Annotated in this window: 20 protein-coding genes; 13 read left to right on the top strand and 7 right to left on the bottom strand. The window is 44.8% G+C overall.

Annotated features, from left to right (window positions below; all coding sequences use genetic code 11):
• Window positions 1–297: 297 nt before the first annotated feature.
• Window positions 298–1,962, bottom strand: coding sequence for an energy-dependent translational throttle protein EttA (gene ettA / locus K0625_RS11835; protein WP_012324017.1), 1,665 nt, complete (start codon window positions 1,960–1,962; stop codon window positions 298–300).
• Window positions 1,963–2,318: 356 nt separating this feature from the next.
• Here ettA and glyA point away from each other — a divergent pair, with 356 nt between their 5' ends.
• The 10 genes from glyA to K0625_RS11785 all read left to right on the top strand — a co-directional run bounded on the left by glyA (window position 2,319) and on the right by K0625_RS11785 (window position 11,747).
• A complete protein-coding gene (glyA, locus tag K0625_RS11830; RefSeq protein WP_012324018.1) occupies window positions 2,319–3,575 on the top strand; it encodes a serine hydroxymethyltransferase in 1,257 nt (418 codons plus the stop codon).
• Between the two features lie 149 nt (window positions 3,576–3,724).
• Window positions 3,725–4,174 (top strand): transcriptional regulator NrdR, encoded by a 450-nt coding sequence (gene nrdR / locus K0625_RS11825; RefSeq protein ID WP_220109885.1) that lies wholly within the window; start codon window positions 3,725–3,727, stop codon window positions 4,172–4,174.
• A 23-nt stretch (window positions 4,175–4,197) separates the two neighbouring features.
• On the top strand, window positions 4,198–5,337 hold the full coding sequence (ribD, locus tag K0625_RS11820) for a bifunctional diaminohydroxyphosphoribosylaminopyrimidine deaminase/5-amino-6-(5-phosphoribosylamino)uracil reductase RibD (RefSeq protein ID WP_220109884.1): 1,140 nt from the start codon (window positions 4,198–4,200) through the stop codon (window positions 5,335–5,337).
• Window positions 5,338–5,340: 3 nt separating this feature from the next.
• Entirely contained in the window at window positions 5,341–6,003 is a 663-nt protein-coding gene (locus K0625_RS11815) for a riboflavin synthase (RefSeq protein WP_220109883.1), read from the top strand.
• An 81-nt stretch (window positions 6,004–6,084) separates the two neighbouring features.
• Window positions 6,085–7,188 (top strand): bifunctional 3,4-dihydroxy-2-butanone-4-phosphate synthase/GTP cyclohydrolase II, encoded by a 1,104-nt coding sequence (gene ribBA / locus K0625_RS11810; RefSeq protein ID WP_220109882.1) that lies wholly within the window; start codon window positions 6,085–6,087, stop codon window positions 7,186–7,188.
• A 109-nt stretch (window positions 7,189–7,297) separates the two neighbouring features.
• The gene (gene ribH, locus K0625_RS11805) at window positions 7,298–7,780 is read left to right on the top strand and encodes a 6,7-dimethyl-8-ribityllumazine synthase (RefSeq protein ID WP_012324023.1); all 483 of its coding nucleotides are present in this window, start codon (window positions 7,298–7,300) and stop codon (window positions 7,778–7,780) included.
• Window positions 7,781–7,788: 8 nt separating this feature from the next.
• On the top strand, window positions 7,789–8,193 hold the full coding sequence (gene nusB / locus K0625_RS11800) for a transcription antitermination factor NusB (protein WP_012324024.1): 405 nt from the start codon (window positions 7,789–7,791) through the stop codon (window positions 8,191–8,193).
• A gap of 133 nt (window positions 8,194–8,326) precedes the next feature.
• Entirely contained in the window at window positions 8,327–9,286 is a 960-nt protein-coding gene (thiL, locus tag K0625_RS11795) for a thiamine-phosphate kinase (RefSeq protein ID WP_220109881.1), read from the top strand.
• Window positions 9,286–9,780 (top strand): phosphatidylglycerophosphatase A family protein, encoded by a 495-nt coding sequence (locus K0625_RS11790; protein ID WP_220109880.1) that lies wholly within the window; start codon window positions 9,286–9,288, stop codon window positions 9,778–9,780. Before thiL ends, K0625_RS11790 begins: the two co-directional genes overlap by 1 nt.
• Window positions 9,781–10,253: 473 nt before the next feature.
• On the top strand, window positions 10,254–11,747 hold the full coding sequence (locus tag K0625_RS11785) for a hypothetical protein (RefSeq protein WP_220109879.1): 1,494 nt from the start codon (window positions 10,254–10,256) through the stop codon (window positions 11,745–11,747).
• 67 nt (window positions 11,748–11,814) lie between these two features.
• Here the strand turns inward: K0625_RS11785 and dmpG are convergent, their stop codons facing one another.
• From dmpG to K0625_RS11770, 3 genes are read right to left on the bottom strand one after another with little or no spacing between them, the layout of a single operon-like run.
• Complete coding sequence (gene dmpG, locus K0625_RS11780) at window positions 11,815–12,834, bottom strand: 4-hydroxy-2-oxovalerate aldolase (RefSeq protein ID WP_220109878.1); 1,020 nt, start codon at window positions 12,832–12,834, stop codon at window positions 11,815–11,817.
• A gap of 23 nt (window positions 12,835–12,857) precedes the next feature.
• Window positions 12,858–13,805 carry an acetaldehyde dehydrogenase (acetylating) gene (locus tag K0625_RS11775; RefSeq protein WP_232847061.1) on the bottom strand — a complete coding sequence of 316 codons (948 nt, stop codon included), beginning with the start codon at window positions 13,803–13,805 and terminating at the stop codon, window positions 12,858–12,860.
• A gap of 43 nt (window positions 13,806–13,848) precedes the next feature.
• The gene (locus tag K0625_RS11770; RefSeq protein WP_220109877.1) at window positions 13,849–14,640 is read right to left on the bottom strand and encodes a fumarylacetoacetate hydrolase family protein; all 792 of its coding nucleotides are present in this window, start codon (window positions 14,638–14,640) and stop codon (window positions 13,849–13,851) included.
• Window positions 14,641–14,883: 243 nt separating this feature from the next.
• Between K0625_RS11770 and K0625_RS11765 the strand changes: the two genes are divergently transcribed.
• Both K0625_RS11765 and K0625_RS11760 read left to right on the top strand, forming a co-directional pair.
• Window positions 14,884–15,810, top strand: a complete 927-nt coding sequence (locus tag K0625_RS11765; protein WP_220109876.1) for a LysR family transcriptional regulator — start codon at window positions 14,884–14,886, stop codon at window positions 15,808–15,810.
• Window positions 15,811–16,134: 324 nt separating this feature from the next.
• Window positions 16,135–19,461, top strand: coding sequence for a S8 family serine peptidase (locus K0625_RS11760; RefSeq protein ID WP_220109875.1), 3,327 nt, complete (start codon window positions 16,135–16,137; stop codon window positions 19,459–19,461).
• Window positions 19,462–19,781: 320 nt separating this feature from the next.
• On the opposite strand, the gene K0625_RS24605 is transcribed toward K0625_RS11760, so the two are convergent.
• From K0625_RS24605 to K0625_RS11745, 3 genes are all read right to left on the bottom strand, one after another.
• Entirely contained in the window at window positions 19,782–19,895 is a 114-nt protein-coding gene (locus K0625_RS24605; RefSeq protein ID WP_232847060.1) for a DUF1697 domain-containing protein, read from the bottom strand.
• Between the two features lie 112 nt (window positions 19,896–20,007).
• Complete coding sequence (locus K0625_RS11750; protein WP_220109874.1) at window positions 20,008–20,175, bottom strand: hypothetical protein; 168 nt, start codon at window positions 20,173–20,175, stop codon at window positions 20,008–20,010.
• A gap of 130 nt (window positions 20,176–20,305) precedes the next feature.
• Window positions 20,306–21,784, bottom strand: a complete 1,479-nt coding sequence (locus tag K0625_RS11745; RefSeq protein ID WP_220109873.1) for a hypothetical protein — start codon at window positions 21,782–21,784, stop codon at window positions 20,306–20,308.
• A 344-nt stretch (window positions 21,785–22,128) separates the two neighbouring features.
• On the opposite strand from K0625_RS11745, the gene K0625_RS11740 reads away from it, so the two are divergent.
• The gene (locus K0625_RS11740) at window positions 22,129–23,346 is read left to right on the top strand and encodes a fibronectin type III domain-containing protein (protein WP_220109872.1); all 1,218 of its coding nucleotides are present in this window, start codon (window positions 22,129–22,131) and stop codon (window positions 23,344–23,346) included.
• Window positions 23,347–23,382: the final 36 nt, after the last annotated feature.

Raw genomic sequence — 23,382 nt, 5'->3', positions numbered from 1 at the left:
ACGTTCAGGTGTAGATGCGGCTGTGACCGTCCGTGACAAGGATGTCACGGCCGAGGCTATAGGATATATTCACGCCGTGTCACAGAAGTAGCTGCACATATCCCGCTGAGCAAGCGATAGATAGCCATGAAGGTACGACCTTAAAAAACACAACCCAACACCAACAAAGCCCAATGAACCCAATCAAAGATGATATTTGAAACTTGTTATCCGACAAGTAAATTACCCCTTTGGGTAAAAACAAAAAGCCACCCTATAAAGAGTGGCTAGTCATTATTCTGAGCTACTCGTTACTCGCTAGCTCATACGCTTGTACTTAAGACGATGTGGCTCAACCACATCAGTACCATAGGTCTCTTTTAACCAAGTTGAGTATTCGGTGTAGTTGCCTTCGTAGAAGTTCACTTTACCCTCATCGCGGTAGTCAAGAATGTGGGTGGCGATTCTATCGAGGAACCAACGGTCGTGGGAGATAACCATGGCACAACCTGGGAACTCAAGTAGAGCCTCTTCCAGTGCACGTAGAGTTTCAACGTCCAAGTCGTTGGTTGGCTCATCGAGTAGTAACACGTTACCGCCAGCTTGCAGCAGTTTTGCTAAATGAACTCGGTTACGCTCACCACCCGATAGGGTGCCGATGATCTTCTGCTGATCGCCGCCGCGGAAGTTAAAGCGTCCCACGTAGGCACGAGATGGGATCTCAGTGTTGTTGATGCGCATAATATCCTGCCCACCAGAGATCTCCTGCCATACCGTGTTCTTATCGTTCATCGAATCACGGAACTGCTCAACCGAGGCAATCTGTACAGACTCACCGAGTTCCACTGTGCCGCTATCTGGCTGCTCTGCACCTGAGATCATCTTAAACAGGGTCGATTTACCTGCACCGTTGGCACCGATAATACCGACGATAGCCCCTTTAGGGACAGTAAAGCTTAAGTCATCGATAAGTACGCGATCGCCATAGGATTTAGTCAGGTTATTAATCTCGATAACCTTGTCACCTAAACGTGGTCCAGGTGGAATGAACAGCTCATTGGTTTCGTTACGCTTTTGGTAATCGTTAGTATTGAGCTCTTCAAAGCGAGCCATACGCGCTTTACCTTTAGACTGACGTCCTTTTGAGCCTTGACGTACCCACTCAAGCTCCTTGGCAATGGTCTTTTGACGAGCGCTTTCAGTGGCTGATTCCTGTTGCAGGCGAGCATCTTTCTGCTCAAGCCAAGAGGAGTAGTTACCCTCCCATGGAATACCTTCACCACGGTCAAGTTCTAAGATCCAACCCGCGGCGTTGTCGAGGAAGTATCTATCGTGGGTAATTGCCACAACGGTGCCTGTGTAATCTTGTAAAAAGCGTTCAAGCCAAGCAACAGACTCTGCGTCCAAGTGGTTGGTTGGCTCATCGAGAAGCAGCATGTCAGGCTTTTCGAGTAGCAGACGGCAGATAGCCACACGGCGGCGTTCACCACCAGATAATACGGCTATTTTCTCATCCCAATCAGGTAGTCGCAGGGCGTTAGCGGCGCGCTCTAATATGTTGTCTAGGTTATGGGCATCTTGTGACTGAATGATCGCTTCAAGTTGTCCCTGCTCCTTGGCAAGGGCATCGAAGTCAGCGTCAGGTTCTGCGTAAAGTGCATAAACTTCATCGAGACGAGTTAGGGCATTTTTAGCTACCGATACCGCTTCTTCAATCGCTTCACGAACGGTTTGGTTCTCATCAAGCTTAGGCTCTTGAGGCAGGTAACCTATCTTAAGATCCTGCATTGGACGCGCTTCACCCTCAATTTCGGTATCGATACCGGCCATGATGCGAAGTAGGGTGGACTTACCTGAGCCGTTCAGACCCAAAACACCAATTTTTGCGCCTGGGAAAAAGCTTAATGAGATATCTTTAAGGATCTGCTTTTTAGGCGGGACTATCTTACCCACTCTAAGCATGCTGTATACAAACTGAGCCATGATTTTCATCTTCTATGACAAAACAATGGCATGATTCTACTTGATTAAATGGGGAAGCTAAACAGAGTTCTTTTAGATATTTGATAGGAAGTGAGAGGTCTCGCTATTTACCATGAGAGGGGGAGTGATGTTACTGAGAAAAGTGTTTTCTATAATCGCTATCAAACTAACGGCTTAAGGGATTTTTCTAGATAAAACAGCTTTAAATATCAGCGACAGTCTGGATTTGATGACCATGTGAGTCATGTTCATCATTAACTGTAGCTAATTTCATCTTTCAAATACTGTGATTGTGATCAAATGCGCTGTAGAATACCGCGCAACCCTACTATAAGTATTTACAGCTGGAGTAAGCAATGCTGAAAAAAGATATGAATATCGCGGACTTTGATCCACAACTGTTTCAAGCGATTCAAGATGAGACTCGTCGTCAAGAAGAGCACATCGAACTTATCGCTTCAGAAAATTACACCAGTCCACGTGTTCTGGAAGCTCAAGGTTCTCAGCTGACTAACAAGTACGCTGAAGGTTACCCTGGTAAGCGTTACTACGGCGGTTGTGAGCATGTTGATATTGCTGAAGAGTTAGCAATTTCTCGTGCTAAAGAGCTGTTTGGTGCGACCTATGCTAACGTTCAACCACACTCTGGTTCACAAGCAAACGCAGCTGTATTTATGGCGCTGCTTGAAGGCGGTGACACAGTACTAGGCATGAGCCTAGCTCATGGTGGTCACTTGACTCACGGCTCACACGTTAGCTTCTCTGGTAAGCTTTATAACTCTGTTCAATATGGTATTGACGAAACAACAGGTAAGATCGATTACGCTGAAGTTGAGCGTCTTGCTGTTGAGCATAAGCCAAAGATGATTATCGCAGGTTTCAGTGCTTACTCAGGTATCATTGATTGGGGCAAGTTCCGTGAGATCGCAGACAAAGTAGGTGCTTACCTGTTTGTTGATATGGCTCACGTAGCGGGTCTTATTGCTGCGGGTATCTATCCAAATCCGCTTCCACATGCTCATGTTGTGACAACCACAACGCATAAGACGCTTGCGGGCCCTCGTGGTGGTCTAATTCTTTCTGCGATTGATGATGAAGCTATCTACAAGAAGCTGAACTCTGCTGTTTTCCCAGGTGGTCAAGGTGGTCCTTTAATGCATGTTATCGCTGCTAAAGCGGTTGCATTTAAAGAGGCATTAGAGCCTGAGTTCACCGCTTACCAAGAGCAGGTTGTTGTTAATGCACAGGCGATGGCTAAAACCTTTATCGAACGTGGCTATGATGTTGTGTCCGGCGGTACAGATAACCATCTGTTCCTGCTTGATTTAATCAGTAAAGATATCACAGGTAAAGATGCCGATGCAGCGCTAGGTCTTGCTAACATTACTGTTAACAAAAACTCAGTACCAAATGATCCACGCTCTCCATTTGTGACCTCAGGTCTACGTATCGGTTCTCCAGCAATCACTCGCCGTGGCTTTAAAGAAGCGCAAGCGGTTGAACTGACCAACTGGATGTGTGATGTGCTAGATGACATTACTAACGAAGGAACAATTGAGCGTGTTAAGAACCAGGTTCTTGAATTGTGCGCTAAGTTCCCTGTTTACGGTTAACCTTAAGGGTTAAATCAGGTAAACTTCGGTGGCCGCTTTATAGCGGCCATTTTTGTATCTGAGGATTGTGATTGAGTAAATGCAAACTCTGATTTAGAGTTGTAACTCTAAATCATCCTTTTTTATTCTATTTTTCCGCTGGAGGCTCAATGCATTGTCCATTTTGCAGCGCAACTGATACTAAGGTGATCGATTCCCGTTTGGTGGCCGATGGCCATCAAGTCAGACGTCGTCGTGAGTGTGCTGAGTGTCATGAAAGATTTACTACCTTTGAAGGCGCTGAACTCGTAATGCCTCGGGTGGTAAAACAAGATGGTAGTCGTCAGCCTTTCGATGAAGAGAAGTTACGTGGCGGCATGCTTAGGGCTGTCGAGAAGCGTCCGGTTTCTATGGATCAAATCGAACAAGCTTTGACAAAAATTAAGTCAACGCTGCGTGGAACCGGAGAGCGAGAGATCAAGTCTGAGATGATAGGTAACTTGATGATGGATCAGTTGGTGAATCTCGATAAGGTTGCCTATATCCGTTTTGCCTCAGTCTACCGTGCTTTTGAAGATGTTTCAGAGTTTGGCGATGCGATCGCTAAACTACAGAAATAGCAGGCTAAATTGAAGGGTACTCCATGAACTGGTCTGTAGAAGATATTGAGATGATGGGCCACGCCATCAAACTGGCGCGCCAAGGTTTGTATACCACTCGGCCAAATCCGTGTGTGGGTTGTGTCGTCACCAAAGATGGACAGATCCTCGGCGAAGGTTTCCATATCAAAGCGGGTGGCCCCCATGCTGAAGTGCATGCTCTGGCAATGGCAAATAGTGATCTCAATCTCGGGGCTAAAGGCGGAACAGCCTATGTTACCCTTGAGCCATGCAGCCATTATGGTCGTACCCCCCCCTGCGCTGAAGCTCTTATTAAAAATCAGCTTGCTCGCGTTGTTGTTGCGGTTGAAGATCCAAATCCTCAGGTTTGTGGACGTGGCATTGCCATGCTCAGGGACGCAGGTATTCAAGTTGATGTTGGTTTACTTCAAGATGAAGCCTATAAGATCAATCCCGGCTTTATGAAGCGTATGGAGGCAGGTCTACCTTGGGTAACGGTTAAACTGGCTTCGAGCTTAGATGGCAAAACGGCATTAGCCAATGGCGCTTCAAAATGGATCACAGGTCCAGAGGCTCGCCGTGATGTACAAAGACTTCGTGCCCGTCACTGCGCCTTGGTGACAGGTGTTGAGACCATCTTGGCCGATAATCCATCACTCAATGTTCGCCATAGCGAGTTGGGCTCATTAGCCGATAAACACAGCGAAAGCGATCTACATCAACCGCTTCGAGTCGTATTGGATAGCCGTGCTCGGGTAACATCAGATTTAGCCCTATTTGCGATTGAGTCGCCAATTCTTCTGGTCTCTTGTGATGATTACCCAGCTATAGAGCAGCAAAGCTGGCCGTCACATGTTAAGCAGTTAAAGCTGAACTGCGATGAGTCTGGGCGTGTGGATCTCAATGAGCTGTTTAAATATTTAGGAAAGCAGTGTAACTCTGTGCTTATTGAAGCGGGGGCAACCTTGGCTGGGAGTGTTATCGCTCAAGGCCATGGTGATGAGTTAGTACTTTATCAGGCGCTGAAAATATTAGGCTCAAGTGGACGTAACTTAATCACACTTCCTGAGTATACTGCTATGTCACAGATACCAGCTATCAAGCTTGTCGATGAACGTAAAGTCGGGGCTGATACCCGCTTAACATTAGATATAAGGTCATAATTCATGTTTACCGGGATCATTGAATCAGTAGGTACGCTGCGCAAAATTGAACGTCGTGGTGATGATATTCGCCTTACCGTAGCCAGTGGAAAGTTAGACTTAGGCGATGTTCGTCTTGGTGACAGTATTGCCACTAATGGCGTATGTCTGACCGTTGTTGAGTGCATGAGTGATGGCTATGTGGCCGACATCTCAGCTGAAACGGTAAGTTTAACTGGTTTTGCTCACTATCAAGTTGGACGAAAGGTTAACCTTGAGAAAGCGGTAACGCCAACGACTCGTCTTGGTGGGCATATGGTCAGCGGTCATGTCGATGGTATCGCATCGGTGGATGACAGACAGCTTCGCGGTAAAGCGATTGAGTTCTGGTTAACCGCGCCAGTCGAGTTAGCTAGGTATATCGCCCATAAAGGCTCTATTACTATCGATGGGGTCAGTTTGACCGTCAATGAAGTACAAGATAATCGCTTTAGATTGACCATAGTGCCTCATACTGCTGGTGAAACTACCTTAGTGGATATGAAGGCCGGTGATACGGTGAACCTTGAGGTTGATCTTATTGCCCGTCATCTGGAGCGTTTAATGAGTTATGCCGGCGATAAAGCGCAAACACCTGAGTCGAATGTGACCATGGATCTGCTCGCTCGTTCAGGTTTTTTACGCTAGAAGATGGCGGTAAGTTTAGCTTAGCAAAATACCGATTTACTTTAGTAAAATTACATTAGAATTAAACATTAAGGCCTTACAATGTCGTTACACAGTATAGAAGAGATCATCGAAGATATTCGCCTCGGTAAAATGGTTATCTTGATGGACGATGAAGATAGAGAGAATGAAGGCGATCTGATCATGGCGGCAGATATGGTTACCGCTGAAGCGATTAACTTTATGGCCAAGTTTGGTCGTGGTTTAATCTGTCAGACCTTAACTCAGGCGCGCTGTCAGCAGTTAAACCTGCCCTTGATGGTGAGTGACAATAATGCGCAGTTCTCTACCAATTTCACGGTTTCTATTGAAGCCGCAGAGGGGGTAACCACTGGTATTTCGGCGCAAGATCGCGCTGTGACAGTACTTGCTGCAGTAGGTAAAGATGCCAAGCCAAGTGATATCGTCCAGCCAGGTCACATCTTTCCGTTAATGGCGAAAGAGGGCGGGGTACTTATCCGCGCAGGTCACACTGAAGCGGGTTGTGATTTAGCCCGTCTTGCTGGTTTTGAAGCCTCGTCGGTTATCGTTGAGATCCTAAATGATGATGGCACTATGGCTCGTCGTCCAGATCTGGAGATCTTCGCTAAAGAGCATGGTCTTAAGATGGGCACGATTGCAGACCTTATTGAGTATCGTAATACCAAAGAGACCAATGTGGTTCGTGAAGCTCAATGTAAGTTGCCAACCCGTTTTGGTGAGTTCGATATGTTGACTTTCAGAGACACAATCGATAACCAACTTCACTATGTATTGATTAAAGGCGCAGTGAAAGAGGATGGCTTAGTTCGAGTACATCTGCAAAACACCTTTAATGATCTACTTCACTCTGAGCGTGATCAAGAGCGCAGCTGGCCACTTGAGAAGGCGATGAAACGTATTGCTGATGAAGGTGGTGTGCTAGTACTTCTTGGTCACCAAGAGCATAGCAGTGATATTCTAGCCAAAGTGAAAGCCTTTGAACTTGAAGATAAAGGTCAAGCGGTTGCAGCGGCTAAGTGGAAAGGAACCTCTAGCCAAGTGGGCGTGGGTTCTCAAATTCTAGCGAGTGTGGGCGTGACTAAGATGCGTCTGTTGAGCTCACCGAAGCGCTACCACTCACTTTCAGGTTTCGGTTTAGAAGTGACAGAGTACATTTCTGAATAGAATTATATAAATTTATAAATAATTGCATGGGGAACCAGCGGCAGGCTGTGCTATCATACTGCCTCTTCCGTGCCCGTGCCGGTAAAATTAGCTAATTTAGGTAAGATAAATGAACGTAGTTCAAGGTAATATCGAGTCGAAAAATGCAAAGGTTGCTATCGTAGTATCACGTTTTAACAGCTTTGTTGTTGAAAGTTTACTTGAAGGTGCGGTCGATACACTGAAACGCTTTGGTCAGGTTGCTGATGAGAACATCACAGTAATACGTGTTCCTGGAGCGGTAGAGTTACCCTTGGCTGCACGTCGTGTTGCTGCTAGCGGTAAATTTGATGGCATAATTGCACTAGGTGCAGTTATCCGTGGCGGTACGCCACACTTTGATTTTGTTGCAGGTGAATGTAACAAAGGTCTAGCTCAGGTTGCTCTTGAGTTTGATCTTCCTGTTTCATTTGGCGTTTTGACCACCGATACCATAGAGCAAGCGATTGAACGCTCAGGTACTAAAGCGGGTAACAAGGGCGGTGAAGCTGCACTTGGTCTGCTTGAAATGGTCAACGTGCTGCAAGAACTAGAACAGCAGTTGCAAGATTAGGAATAGAGATGAAGCCTTCTGAGCGCCGCAAGGCCCGCCGTTTAGCCGTTCAAGCCATTTACTCTTGGCAGTTAAGTGGAAATAACATTGCTGATGTTGAGCATGAGTTTCTGACTGAGCAGAAGATTGATGGTATCGATGTAACTTACTTCCGTGAGCTATTATCGGGAACAGCGACAAAACAGGCTCAAATAGACGAGTTGATCACACCTCATATCGAGCGTCCTTATGATGAGGTCTCTCCTATAGAGAAAGCTGTGTTAAGACTGGCAACTTATGAGCTTACATTCCGTAAGGATGTACCTTATAAGGTGGCAATTAATGAGGCTATCGAACTAGCGAAAGCGTTCGGTGCCGAAGATGGCCATAAGTTCGTAAATGGTATTCTCGACAAGATTGTAGGTCGTAAGTAATACAACAGGCGGCATCTTTGGATGCCGTTTTTTTTGTCTTTCTTCCTCTATTTCAGTACTCAGGTAGCAGCAAATTTCATCTATACTTGGTCTTATTTTAGCTTTATTATCCAGCTAACGAGAGCTTATTCCTGTGAAAGAATTTCAATTAATCGAACACTTTTTTGCCAAGCAAGCTCTGTCACGTCGTGATGTTGAGCTAGGTATTGGCGACGACTGTGCTTTAGTGACACCCGCAGTCAATAAATCCATCGCAATATCCTGTGACACTTTAGTTGAGAATGTTCACTTCTATCCCGATATTCCTCCAAAAGCCTTAGGTTATAAATCACTGGCGGTTAATCTCTCAGATCTTGCCTCTATGGGGGCGGAGCCTGCTTGGATGACGTTAGCGCTGACATTGCCTGAAGTGGATGAGCAGTGGTTAACCAGTTACAGTGCTGGTCTATTTGAAGCTGCTGAGTATTACAATATTGCCCTTGTTGGTGGTGACACGACTCGTGGGCCACGCTCTATCACTATTACGGTTAACGGGCAGGTACAAGCGGGCACAGGTTTAACACGAAGTGGCGCCAGAATTGGTGATTGGATCTATGTCACTGGCACGTTAGGGGATTCGGCTTTAGGGCTAGATCTTATTCGTGGTAACAGGACCTCGAGTCCTGAAGATGCAGATTTTTTAATTAATCGTCACTATTATCCAACTCCACGAGTACTTGCTGGCCAAGCCCTTCGTACGCTGGCTTCAAGCGCTATCGATCTTTCCGACGGGTTACTGAGCGATATTCAGCACCTGTTAAAACAGTCTGGTATCGGGGCCACTATTGATGTGGATCTCTTGCCACTGTCTGCTTCTCTTAAAAACTCTGTAACAGAGGAGGAAGCATTGAGCTATGCATTAACGGGCGGGGAAGATTATGAGCTGCTCTTTAGTGTCCCGGAAGCACAAAAAGGGGCACTTGAAATTGCCCTAGCAAATACCGGCGTTTCATTTGCTCAAATAGGCCAGATAAGCACAGGTGATAAGTTGAAACTACTTCGTGATGGTCAGGCTTACACTCCTATTAATATTGGATTTGAACATTTTTCCTGATGAACTTTCTTTCTAAAGATGAAGCCCTTAGTCGCTTATCCCTGACTAATCCTATCCATTTTTTAGCCTTAGGCTTTGGCTCTGGCATGATGGCAAAAGCTCCTGGCACTTTTGGTACCTTGGCGGCTATTCCTCTGTATCTATTAATGGCTCCATTAAGTATTCAGTGGTACTTAGGCTTAACTCTGCTAAGTGTGATTGCAGGTTTTTATATCTGTGATAAAGCCGCTAAAGATATGGGGGTGCACGATCACGGCGCCATCGTATGGGATGAGGTGGCTGGTTTGTTGATCACTATGATCGCAGCTCCTGCTGGTTGGCTTTGGTTGGCTATCGGCTTTGCCCTGTTTCGCTTTTTTGACATTATTAAGCCATGGCCGATCCGTTGGTTAGACGCTAAGGTGAAAGGCGGGGTTGGGATCATGATAGATGATGTGCTTGCCGGTATCTTCTCCTTAGCTTGTTTGCAGGGATTAGCTTATTTCTTTGCTTAATGCGCTAAAAGCGCAACACTTTTAGGGTCCATAGTGGGCCCTTTATTTTATCTCTATTCATACTGATTGGTATTTAGTACTACTCGTTTTCTCTCTTCCCCTCCTCCTCTTTAGTGCTTTTTCTGCTTCCACTTCACCTGTTCATTTTTTTTGCAATTATGTTAAAATATTTTTCGTCTGGTTGATTTGACTGGTTTTTACTGTTTTTGTGGTTTTATATTCTAACTTTATGGGTGTCGGAGGTGGTACTTTTTAGCTGTTATGTTGATTTTGGCTCGTATTAATAAATTATCTTGTGTGTTTGTTCGGCTGCGAGGCTCGCAAAGTGAGATGAGTTAGTCGCTATTTTTCCGAAGTGATAGTGGGCAGGTTTTTACCATAAGGTATCAATGGCCAAACTATTTATCATGCAAGCAGTCCGCATCTGTGAACGGCAGAATGTGAAAATAACAATAAATTAAAATGGTTATATAATGTATTACGACAGAGAAAATGTGCATTTTTACTCCCGCTTTTTAATTCGTTTAGCTTGGACTGTGGAAGTTATCGCAGTATTAATAGGCTTTACTATCTCAATTTTAATGGCTGTCTCAGCTTTTAAATCTATCTCTAACTTTGAAAATACAGATCTGATTGATAGTACCTCATCCATCGTAGTTGCAGGGTTACCTTTCCTGCTGGTTGCTGTGGTTGAGCTATGTAAAATCCCCCTTGTTTTTACCTTTATGAATGTGAAAAGTGTGCTTTGGCGCTCTATTTTTCTCTTCTTTGTGTTTTTCCTGAGTTTAATCACTTTTGAAACCATGTTGAATGGTTTTGAGCGCAACTTCTCAAATCTCAGTCGAGCCATCGACAATAGAAAGAATGAGATAGTGAATGTCGATACGCAAATTGAACTGATTGAAAAGCGCAGAGATCATGTGCAGAAGTTTACTGAGGAGGAGTTGAATGCTGAGTTAGCTGCGCAAACAGAACTTCTCGATACACAGCTTTCAGAAAATCTTTCACAAGTTGAGTTGGCTAAAAATAAGCAGTTAGCTTCAATCGATCACGGCTTTGAAGCTGGGCTTAGACAAGAGATAGATCGCTTGATGGCGATACGTGATGGTTACTATCGAGACTGGACTAAAGAGAAAGGTGTCATAGAAGATAGGTTTACCGCAACGATTGTCGGTAATGTGACTGGCAGTAAGGATGAGCGCAGTCGTTTATTAGCAGAGTTAAATGCATTGAAGGCTGAGATGAAGTCTGAAATGGACGATTCTAACTTCTTTACCGAAGCGGCTGTTGAGAAGAAGTATCGCGCCCTTATCAGTGAGAAGGAGCGTCAACTCGGCACGATCACAACCGGTTATTTAGGTGGCAACGCACTTGAGAAGCAGTCTCTGATGGAGAACCAACTTAGGCAACAGATAGAGTTCGTGAACAGTAAATATCAGCGCAGAGTCAATGATGTTAATGAACGTATTGATGCGAAAAAGAAAGAGATAGGCGATCGTTACGCTAAAAACTCTCGGGTTAGAAATGCCATCATTAACCGTGCTAAAAATGAAAAAGATAACTTCTTTAGCATGACTGAGGCTGCGAAAGGTGAAGTTGCGCTTTATGAAGAGGGTAAGCGTATTGAGCTTGAGGATATCTCTCAACGTGTATTTAAATACGATGAACAGATCTTCGAGCTACGTAACGAGCAACGTTTGCTAAATACGCAGATAAGTCACCTGATTAATCAAAACCAAGTCTACCGTTTAGCCATGTATGCCTATGGTAAGAAAGATGCCAGTGAGGTTGACCGTCATATGGTAGGCGTGGTGGCTCTGTTCTGGTTTGGCTCATTAGCCTTAATTGCTGCTGTAACTGGTGTGATGTTAGCACTGGCAAGTTTCTATCTCAGACGCTTTGCGGTTGAGATGGATGAAAAGCAGAAAAAACAGCCTCAGCTGTTTGAGACGCCTGAAGATATTTAATATCAATTGTGAGTTAAAAAGGAGCCAAGTGGTCAACCCCCTTGGCTCTTTTACACTCTATGAGTGGTTAACGACTCTTTGCTAGGTTAATGGCCACATCTTCAATCATATCTTCCTGACCACCAACGGTCTTCATCTGGCCCAGTTTTAGTAAAATAGCTTCACTGGGAACACCATATTTTTTTGCAGCTCTTTTAGCGTGCAGCAAAAAGGAGGAGTAAACTCCCGCATAACCGAGTACTAGGGAATCACGGTCGACCCGAATCGCTTGATCCATCATGGGGACCACTATCTCCTCTGCAGCCGCCATTAACTTAAACAGATCGACATTGGTGCTAGCGCCCATACGAGTCGCGACAGCGTTAAATACCTCAAGAGGCGTGTTGCCTGCGCCTGCACCGAGTCCTGCGGCGGAACCATCGATACGCTCAGCACCTGCTTCGACAGCAGTGAGTGAGTTAGCTACGCCCAGTGCTAAGTTATGGTGACCGTGAAAGCCAATTTGAGTGTCAGGCTTTAGGCCATCACGCAAGACACTGATACGCTCAAACACATCATCTTGCAGCATATAGCCAGCGGAATCTGTGCAGTAGATACAGTTTGCACCGTAACTCTCCATCAGTTTGGCTTGCTCTAACAGGGCTTTTGGCTCAAGCATATGGGCCATCATCAAAAATCCGACCGTGTCTAAACCCAGTTCACGTGACAGTGAGATATGCTGCTCTGTCACATCCGCTTCTGTGCATTGGGCGGCGACCCGAATCGTGCTGACGCCTAATTCGTGAGCCATTCGAAGGTGATCGACTGTGCCAATACCTGGTAGCAGCAGGGCTGATACCTTAGCCTGCTTCATTAAAGGAATAACGGTGGAGAGATACTCTTCATCGCTGTGGGCGGCAAACCCATAATTCACTGAGTTACCGCCGAGACCATCACCGTGGGTGACCTCGATGAGCGGCACTCCTGCATCGTCAAGGGCGGTGGCCAGTTGAGTCATCTCAGTCAAACTTATCTGATGACGCTTTGCATGCATACCGTCCCGTAAACACATATCGTGAAGGATGATTTTTTTATTACTGATATTCATGTTTGATCCTTTTCGATATCTGTTTAGTGATGACTATCTTTGACGCTCATGTTTGAGCTTAGATTACGGGCTAACATCTCACCTGTGCAGAGCGCTGCTGAGGTCATAATATCCAGATTCCCTGCGTATTCTGGCAAGTAGTCACCGAGGCCTGCGACCTCAAGAAATACCGATACTCGTTTACCATCAAATACAGGACCATTTTTTAGTCGATAACCTGGAACATATTCTTGAACCTGTTCAATCATAGAGAGTACTGATGCTGTGATCGCCTCAATATCTGGTTCATCTAGAGTCAAGCAGTGAACTGTGTCGCGCATCATTAGTGGTGGCTCAGCGGGGTTCATGACGATAATGGCCTTACCTTGGCGAGCACCGCCTATCTGCTCGATGGCATCTGCAGTCGTTCGGGTAAACTCATCAATATTTTTACGTGTGCCAGGGCCTGCTGATTTTGAGGCGATAGTGGCGACGATTTCACCGTAGTCCACGCTCTGAACACGACTGATGGCAGCAATAATTGGGATGGTCGCCTGACCACCACAGGTCACCATATTTAAGTTACTCGTTGTTGAGCCATCATTTATTTGAGCTTGGCTCTCGGTTTGTGAAAGTAAACTCTCAAGGTTAACTGGCGGAATACAGTAGGGACCAATAGCGGCAGGGGTCAGATCGATAACCTTCACGCCTTTGCTTTGCAGTTTGCGGTTATTCTCTTGATGGACATAAGCTGAGGTGGCATCAAAGGCTATCTGGATATTATCGGTTTCAATATGCTCTAGTAGCTCATCTATGCCTAAGTGGGTGGTTTTTAACCCGAGCGCCTTTGCGCGTTTTAGACCGTCAGAGTTTTCATCTATTCCCACCATCCAGACCGGATTTAGCGTACCGCTTCTAAGGGCTTTTATCATCAGATCTGTGCCGATATTACCTGAGCCAATCAGGGCGATATTGATTTTTTTATTCACCATTTTATGGTTTCTCATCTTGTGGGTACAAAGTGGTTTGTCTTGTTTAGGCTGATATAAAGCGATAACTGGCGGTGCCTATGCCCTCAATTTCAACGCTCATATCATCATCTTCTTGGCAGGGGATCATGGCTGCAAGTGAGCCTGATAAGATAATGTCGCCAGCATTGAGGCTTATGTCATAATCGCCCAATGTGTTGGCGAGCCAGGCAACACAATTTAATGGCGAGCCTAGTGCTGCAGAGCCTTGTCCTGTGGCGACCACCTCTCCTCGGTTTTTTATCACCATTTGGCAGTTTTCAAAATCCACATCCTGAGGTGATACACGCTCTGCCCCCATGACAAAGATGCCGCAAGAGGCGTTATCAGCAACTGTGTCTTCTATCTTAATTTTCCAATCTTTGACTCGAGAATCGACAATCTCAAAACAGGCTGCGACACTTTCGGTGGCATCGATGACATCCTGTGGCGTCACATTTGGCCCCTTAAGATCGGCTTTTAAGATAAAGGCGATCTCACCTTCTGATTTCGCTTGAATGAGTGGTGAACTAAAAGGGAGCTCACAGCCTGACTCAAACATCATGGCATCGGTGAGAAAGCCAAAATCGGGTTGATGTACCCCTAGCATCTCTTGAACCACTTTACTGGTGAGTCCTATTTTTTTGCCGATAACGCGTTCGCCATCATTGAGCCTATGCTGTAAAAAACATTGTGAGATCTGATAAGCATCATCTAAGGTCAGTTGTGGCTCACGTTCGGTCAGTGGTGGTAACATTTTTTGATCACGTAATGCCCGGTATAACTCCAATCCTAGCTGTTCTCTTTCTGCTGGCTTCATCCTATTTTCCTTCAATGGAGGCATTTTTTATCCACTCAGTATTAGTATCATCTTAGCTCTTTGTGAGAAAAGGAGAGATGATTGCCTACAGGTTAAGCTAATAAAGTTAACCTTGATAAAGCCACTCTACTTGATTATGTTCTATAACAATAATTGAATAATATTCTTAAAATAATTCATTTTTTGAATGAGTTTGCTTAAGTTTTACTGATTTAGTTTTGATAGGTAGACGGCGAGAACATAATGGATATCACTAAAACCCAACTTAATATCAATCACCTGAAGATGATATGCACTATCGCTAAGTCTGAGACGGTTAAGGAGGCCGCTGAGTCTCTGTTTATCACCCAGCCGGCACTCACTAACCGGATTCGTGAAGCCGAACGTCGCCTTAATACCAGCTTGTTTGTTCGCAGAGGGCGTAAGCTTATTATCTCCAATGCAGGAAAGCGTCTGCTGCATTCGGCTAAGAAAATCTTGGAGGAGCTGGGACGAGCAGAATATGACATCGCGCGATTATCTGATGGTGTCGAGCAAGTTTTGAGGATAGGCTTGCCCCATTATGCTTCATTTAAGTGGTTACCTGCTGTCACCAGTTACTTCGCTAAGGAGCTGCCTAATATTGAGTTGGAGATCACCGCTGCTTCTGCGAAACGTCCATTGAATGCGCTGTTTAATGGGGATGTGGATATCGCTATGATCTCAAGCTCTCAGCAGAAACTCTCACTGGATGAGAACCTCTACGAGTCCAGTTTTCTGCTGCAAGATGAGCTGATGGCTTGTCTCTCTAAAGATCATAAGAAGGCTGAACGAAATCATCTAGTTGCAGAGGACTTCATTGATGAAACCTATATCACTAACTCGACGATTCCAGAGAAAGATAGGGAGTATGAACTCTTCTTCCAGCCGGAAAATGTTCTGCCAAGAAAGGTGCTGCAAGTAGGGTTTAATGAAGCCATTCTAGAGCTTACCAAGGTTAATCTTGGTGTGACTATTATGTCGAAACATCTGGTCAGCCCCTATTTAGAAAATGGCATGATTAGAACGGTGCCGTTAGGGGAGCTGGGATTAAAAATATACTGGCACCTTGTGTACCTCAAACAGGGGAAAATAGCTAAACCTGCTAAGGTGCTAACCACTATTTTAAAGCAGTATGCTAATGAAAGTTAATTAACCTTAAAAGGTAAGTAGTTATTCATTTCTTCTTATGTCACCCCTTATACCGATTAAAATAAAAACTTATTTTACAGCTGGTTAAGCTTTTTCTTTGTTAATAGATTCTTAATTTTGAGAAAAGTTGGATTAGCTGGTTTACAAAGCTACTTTGTTTAGATTTTAGTCGCTGTTGCATAATTGTTACTCATAGTTTATACAGGTTGTTCACTTTATCTCCAGGGTCGGAGAGTAGTTAAAGCTAATAAAAATATTTATAACAATAAATACAGCTCTTCTCCTCTGTGAGAAGGCATTAAATACAGGAAAGGAAATCTTACTATGTCCCACCTACGTATGAAATTACTCTGTATATCAGTGACAATGGCGATGGGCTCTGTGCATGCTGCAGAACTTAGCGTGGACGCGCAACATCAACCTGTACTCAAAAGCAGTTTAGCGAGTAAGGGAAAGTTAAATAAAACAAGTACTGCAGGCAATAGTGTTTATATTGTCGAATTTACCGCTCCCCCTTTAGCGACCTATAACGGTGGTATTAAAGGCTATAAAGCAACCAGTAATAAAATGACCGGTGCAAATAAGCTTAATACTAAGAGCAAAGAGAGTAAGGCTTACCATAAATACCTTAAAAAGAATCAGCAGAAATTTGTCGCTGATTTAGGTGCGCAAAGTAAGGTTAAGTTTGACTATCAGTATGTGTTCAACGGTGTTGCTCTTGAGATGTCTGCAGCAGAAGCTAAAGCGCTGGAGTCTAACCCTGAGGTTAAACGCGTTTATCTAGAGCATATCGAAACCCCAGATACAGATTCAGGGCCTAAATGGATTAACGCTGACTCTATCTGGGGCGGCACGCCTAATAATGTTCCTCACTCTCAAGGTGAAGGGATAGTCGTGGCAGTGTTAGATACCGGGATCAACCATGGTAACGCTTCATTTGCGGATGTTGGCGGTGATGGTTACAACCATACTAACCCACTGGGCTCTGGTAACTACCTGCCTGGAAGTTATTGTGATACCCAAGATGCTAGTTTTTGTAATGATAAACTGATTGGTGCTTGGTCATTTGTCCCCTTAGATAGTCATTACCCAGTGCCTGAAGATAGCGACGGACATGGCTCTCACACTGCCAGTACAGTTGCGGGTAATGTTAACCCCATTGCTTCTGTTGAGGCGCCCACAACATCGTTAACACGTAATGTATCTGGTGTCGCTCCCCATGCCAATATCATCGCTTATGATGTATGTACTGCAGGCTGCCCCGGCTCTGCACTCTTGGCAGCAATTAACCAAGTTGTGGTTGATGCGGCTAATCTTCCCGATGGTATACATGCATTGAACTACTCTATTTCTGGTGGAAGCAGCCCCTATACCGATGCGGTTGAGATAGGCTTTTTGAATGCTACAGCTGCGGGTATCTATGTAGCAGCTTCTGCGGGTAACAGTGGTCCAGGAGCATCGACTTTAGGTCATCAATCACCTTGGGTATCAACCACAGGTGCGAGTACTCATAATCGAAGCTTAGTGAATACACTGCTCGATATGGACAGTGATCAGGGGCCACTCGCTGATATCTCTAGCGTTGGTTTTACATCGGGCTATGGACCTGCATCGATTGTCTATGCCGGCGATCATCCGACAGCCAATGGCAGTCAAAATGATAGTAATCCAGCTCAATGTCTTGATCCTTTCCCTGCAGGGCACTTCAATGGCGAGATAGTGGTGTGTGATCGAGGCGCTATTGCTCGTACGGCTAAAGGTCAAAATGTGTTAGCAGGTGGCGCAGGTGGATTTGTGTTAGCAAATCTAGCATCGAATGGAGAGAGTGTTTCAGGTGATGCACACTATTTACCAGCACTGCATCTAGGTGTAACCGCTGCTGACACGCTTAAAGCTTGGTTAGCATCAAACACCAATACCGTTGCCTCCATCTCTGGTTATGAGGTGGTACTAGATGACAGTTTAGGTGATGTCATGGCAGGCTTTAGTTCACGTGGACCTAATACCGCGCTGGATATTATCAAGCCTGATCTTACAGCCCCTGGAGTGGATATTCTGGCGGCATTAAGTACCTCAGATCTATCGCAACCAGATGTGTATGGATTCTTAAGTGGAACCTCTATGTCTAGCCCGCATAACGCAGGCGCCGGTGCCATTGTCTCTGCAGCGCAGCCTGCATGGTCACCCTATGCAGTTAGATCTGCCATGATGATGACAAGTGTTAATAGCAGTGTTCTGAAAGAGGATGGTGTAACACCTGCAGATCCTTTTGATATGGGAGCGGGTCGTATTGACCTTGCTCGCGCAATAGAAGTTGATCTGGTATTAGATGAAACGCCGCTTAATTTCTGGAATGCGAACCCTGAAACCGGCGGAGATCCTAAGACATTAAACATTGCAAGTATGCAAGATGGTAAATGTGTGGGTAGCTGTGAGTGGACTCGTACCTTCACAAATACAGCGAAACATACGGTCCATGTTGATTTGAGTACCAGTGGAGGAGACGCGAGTTACTCAGTGTCACCCTCTAGATTGAAGATTAAGGGTGGAAAAACGGGTAGCTTTACCGTCAGTGTCGATAGTAGTTTGGCCAGTGGCTGGGATTTTGGTCAGGTAGATATTGCTCGTCGAGGCGATGGTCCAGATATGCATATGCCGATTGCTATCAATGCAGTTACGAGTACAGATGCAGCAGTCTTTACTAAAACCGTGGATAAAGCTGATGCCAGTAACGGTGACACTTTGACCTATGGTATTAACATCACCAATGGTCAATTAGGTGGTAATATTGACTTAAGCGATTCGCTACCAGCTGGAGTCACTGCAATAGCGGGTTCTGAAACTGCGACAATTGTTGACGGTACCAGTATCTCGCCCTTTAGCTTAAACGGTAACAGTGCCAGTTGGACGGGTACTCTTGATATTGGCTCTATAGCTGTGACGCCTTCGGCATCACCTTTTGGATTGTTTCCTTTGGCCAATCTAGGTATTTCTCCATTAGGCTGTCCATCAGATTGTGATGATGGTGCCTTTAGCTTTAATGTGCCAGCGTTCCAATATAATGGCCAGATGTACACCCAGATGACCATGTCGGTGAACGGAACATTAGAGGTGGGATCGGCGAGCGGTAATGCTGTCTCTGCATCAATTAATAAGCTACCTAATGCTACACCGCCTAATAACTTGTTGGCCCCTTTCTGGTCTGACTTGAATATGAATGATGGCGGTAACATGTATGTTGGTGTCCTCAATGCAGGTCCAAACCAGTTCACTGTCTATGAGTGGAACAGTCTTCCTCTCTATGGAAGCAGTAACGCTGAGCAGTACACATTCCAGGTATGGGTGTTAAATGGCAGTGCAGGAGGGATCTGGTTTACCTATGGTGGGTTAGGAGATCTTTCTTATGCTTCTGTGGGAGCAGAGAATGAAGATGGCAGTACAGGTTCATCTTATTACTTCTCAGGTGATGGTTCAGGTATAGCGCCAGGAGCCGATCTGGCAGTGAGCTCTGTACAGGGCGGTTCTGCTCACTTTACCTTCCAAGCAGAAGTGACTGGCTGTAGTGCTGGTGAAGGGATTGTCAATCAGGCTGATGTTTATGCCGACGATAACGCTCATGAAAAAGCGATTGCAGTGACCAGGTGTAACTAGTAACTCGATGGGATAAACCAGTTACTATTTGATAAAAGGGCTCTTAGAGCCCTTTTTTATATCTCTTCAGTCTTTGCTGAGAAGGTTTTACGATAATGGAAGAGCGACCATATGAACATTAATGGCGCTAATATTAACGCCATCATATTTTCAATCAGGCTTACTATTTGTCCATCATTTCGTTCAGTTTGTTAATCGTATTTAGGTTTCGCCCTGTTGCAGCAACGCCTAAGCAAGACTCAATATTGGCAACCAGTTTAGAGCGGCCAATACCATCAGGGGCATGTAAATAGAAGGTTTTACCGAGCAGTTCAAAGCGTTCAGTTTGAGAGGCTAAAGCTATTATTCTCCAAAAGAGCCTTAAGCTCCTTCATTGGGAGCAAGTTTTTTCCACCAACATTCACTCCCCTAAGTAAGACAATATAAGTATCCATCTATATCCCTATCTTTATTATTTGGCTAATTTTGAGAGTTGAGTGAGTTGATTGATTATTATCGTTGATAACCGGTACCACAGACAAAACCAGTAATCCAGACATTGAATGGTTAAACCATCTCATATTTCGTTAGCTCTTTGAGAGCGTGGATCTGTTTTAACCTTTTCTCATTTTTTAATCTATTTGGGTTAAACCAGATCGCATTTAATCCCGCTTTTTGTGCTGGAATTACATCCTTACTAATCGTATCACCCCAATCAAATAGATAAACTTGCACAGTACCGCCTTGAAATAATTATAAAAAAGGAGCGATATGAATCGCCCCTTTTTAGCTAGAAAGCCTAGCTAGACAAAGTTAAGTTAGAAAGCACTAAACTAAATAGGGCTAAACTTAGTTAGAGTAGCGCCTAAGAAGGGCAAGCCTTCCAGTTAATACCATCTGTACTGCATTCATAAACTCTAGTGTTATCCTCTTGCAGGGTTGCTCTTGTCCAGTTGTCATGACTGTCTTTGTCGACCTGAATATTGTCGAACCACATGCGTTTACGCCATAGCTCGGTATCGACTAATACCTCATCATTCCAACCTCTTGGCAATAGGGAAAGATGACCGATAAGCTCGGCAGCGTTTAACTGTTCAGCCTTATCTTTGAAGTCCACCCAGTCTGGGAGGGAGTTAAATTCAGCCTGTGCTTCTCTGAAGAAAAAACTGGCAAAATAGTGTTTCCCCTCTTCTACAAAAGAGATAAAGTGATTACGTGAATATGGCGTACTAGCACTATGTACACAGCCATCGATGGTATCAGAGTTGTCTTCACTTGATGATGTGTTGCTAAGTTCAAAGGTGATACCCTCTTGTTTAAAGCTAACCTTTTCAAATGAAGAGCAGCGGTAGGTTCCATCGGTATTATAGTAGGCATCTTCACGCGTGCTGAACTGGCCTGCTAATGTTTGGTCACCCCAAGGGGCATTAATACGGGCTAAGTCGGTAAGTACAATATCAACATCCGAGAGATCTGCTGTGAGCTTCACCTCTTCCAAATCGTAACCTGTTGCAGTAGAGATATATGTTGAACGGTACCAAGCTTGGTCGAAGCCAAAATCGTTATCTTTATCGCTATCTTGATAGATAACCACGCGGATCTCATGAGTACCAGGAAACTCAGCCTCTAAGTTGACTTTATGGGCGTAGGAGGCTTTAAGCCCTGTGACAATGGCCTGAGCAATATCATAGGCTTCACTGTCCGCATCTGCGATAAAGTCAGCATAAATTTGCGCTTCAGAGAGGTTGTAGTGATAAACAAGATTGTTCATCACCTCACTGAGTTCCTGCACAAGCTCTGCTCGCAGTTGAGTATCTTGCTTTAAGTTATCACAGCTTAAATTGGGGGTGTCAGTTCCTTTTAACTTTTCAGCTAACTGCTCCCAGAGCACAGTGGTCAAAGGGGAGATATTTTTAATATCATCATCGGTCAATGGCGTGATAGAGGGCGGTATTGACATCTGATAGGCTTCGGTTACCTCACCTAAGTCTTCATCAATAGCCCCAACAGGCACATCGACATACAAGGTGGCATAAGGTACGCAGTCGGCTTGCTCTTGAGTGAACTCAAATGCATAGTTGCCTGTAGCACCCGATAGGGTAGAAGGCTCACTATCGACATCAAAAGTGCCATTACCATTAATATCCAACCAGACCGTCGCGCCAGAGACATAGCCATCTATCACCTTGCCCGACATTCCCACTGTTTCAGGTGGTGGTGGTGGTGGTGGTGGTGGTGTTTCTACTTTATCTTCAGGAGTGCTTGAACCGCCTCCTCCGCCACAGGCTGTGAGCGCGAAAGCCAGAGATGCGCAGATTAAAGAGTGTTTCCAAAGCTTGTTCATGTAATATCCTTTTTACATTTCTAGGGCTCATAAATAGCCCTAATAACAAGTGCTATTAGCAATATACTTGTGTGTTTATTATTAATATACCGATTTGAAAATCGGTTGAAATATAAGTGGGATTGTTTTTTTTAAAAGTCATCACCACGATGGATTCATTCTACCTAGGAGGAAGGTGAAAACAAGATTAAACTTACCTATTGTTAACAAAGGTAACTTGGCCTATTTGACAATTTCTCCCTGTTTTTACCCAGCTCCCCCAGTTTCTCCCTTAGAAGTGCTTCATGCTTTATCCATTATGGATATACCTTGAAGCTTCACTTAAATAAGCAAGGAGTAATAGCATGAGGGATATGTTCACTCGTAACAGTTGGCAAGGGGCTGTGGTATCAAGACTCAGTATTTTTATAGGAAGATGGGTTGAATTAAGGGGGGCTGCAATCGTCTCGTCGATATTACTGTTATTTTTTTGTGGCGGAGCCAATGCAGCGGGCGGTATTGGCTCTGTATGGGCAACGGCCAGTGACGATAGCTCAATATCGATAACTTGGACCGTACCCAGTGGTGATTATGATCACGTAGGCAGTAACTATAAAGTGTGTTATCGAAAGACGCCGACGGTTAATGTTTGTGGTGTAGGTCCATATTATGAGGCTTCCAACAGCTATCACGCGACGGGATTGAGCTCTGGCACTGAATATAAGTTTAAGGTGTGGTGCTACTGTAAGAAGAGAAACTGGCGGGGAAAATGGAAAGATGCCAAATGGCGCAAGATAGGTACCTATAAGCAATCGACCTCCTCAGAGCCTGAGACAGATGTGTTGGTAAGCAGTATCTCTGTGGTAGATGTTGCACCGGGGGCATCTAAATTTGAGGCATCTATTGATGTTGAGGTGACTTACACAAACCCAGCGGCATTTGAGTTTGTTCGAGTCTGCTATAAGAAGTTAGGTAATTTGAGTTCGATGAACTCTATCTGCTCGAAAAGAGATCAGCCACCAATCTCATGGACTAGCTCTGATCATGGCCGCGGATGGCTCGATGTTGCTCCAGCCCCTTCGGGAACAATATTTTCTTTCGGTAGTTTAAGGCAATGCCGTCAATATAAGGTGGTGTCATACGCTTTTTATGACGGTGTCGATACCGGTCTGAAATTAGGTGAAACCAATGTCCACACACCAGGTGATTGTAAAGCCAATAAGATGGCCGTGGTGATCGTCGACGACTATAGCGAAACCATACTTCATGAGTACGCACAGATGGTGTCTCACTATTATGAGGAACATCTATTTCAGCACTTAGCGATGCAATATGATCAGGAACTTTTTACTGCACAAAAATTGATGATGGAAGAGCAGAGAGTCGATATTGTGCAACCTAAAGCCCTGATAGAATATCTGGTTAGCAGTGACTCTCAAGTGTGGGAGCGTTGGCAACAAGAGCAAAGCTTAGTTGAGCAAAGGTTAACACTCGATGCCTATATGCAAGACAAGTATCCAGAGTTATACAGCGATATTCTCGATGACCTGAAAGAGCCTGAACAGCGCATAGAAAAGCGTTAACTTAGCCGATGTTAGAGATAGAGTTAGAGATAGAAA

The sequence above is a fragment of the Shewanella nanhaiensis genome (genome assembly GCF_019457885.1).
In the GTDB taxonomy this organism is placed as follows: domain Bacteria; phylum Pseudomonadota; class Gammaproteobacteria; order Enterobacterales; family Shewanellaceae; genus Shewanella; species Shewanella nanhaiensis.
This window is presented reverse-complemented; position numbering and strand designations above follow the sequence as displayed.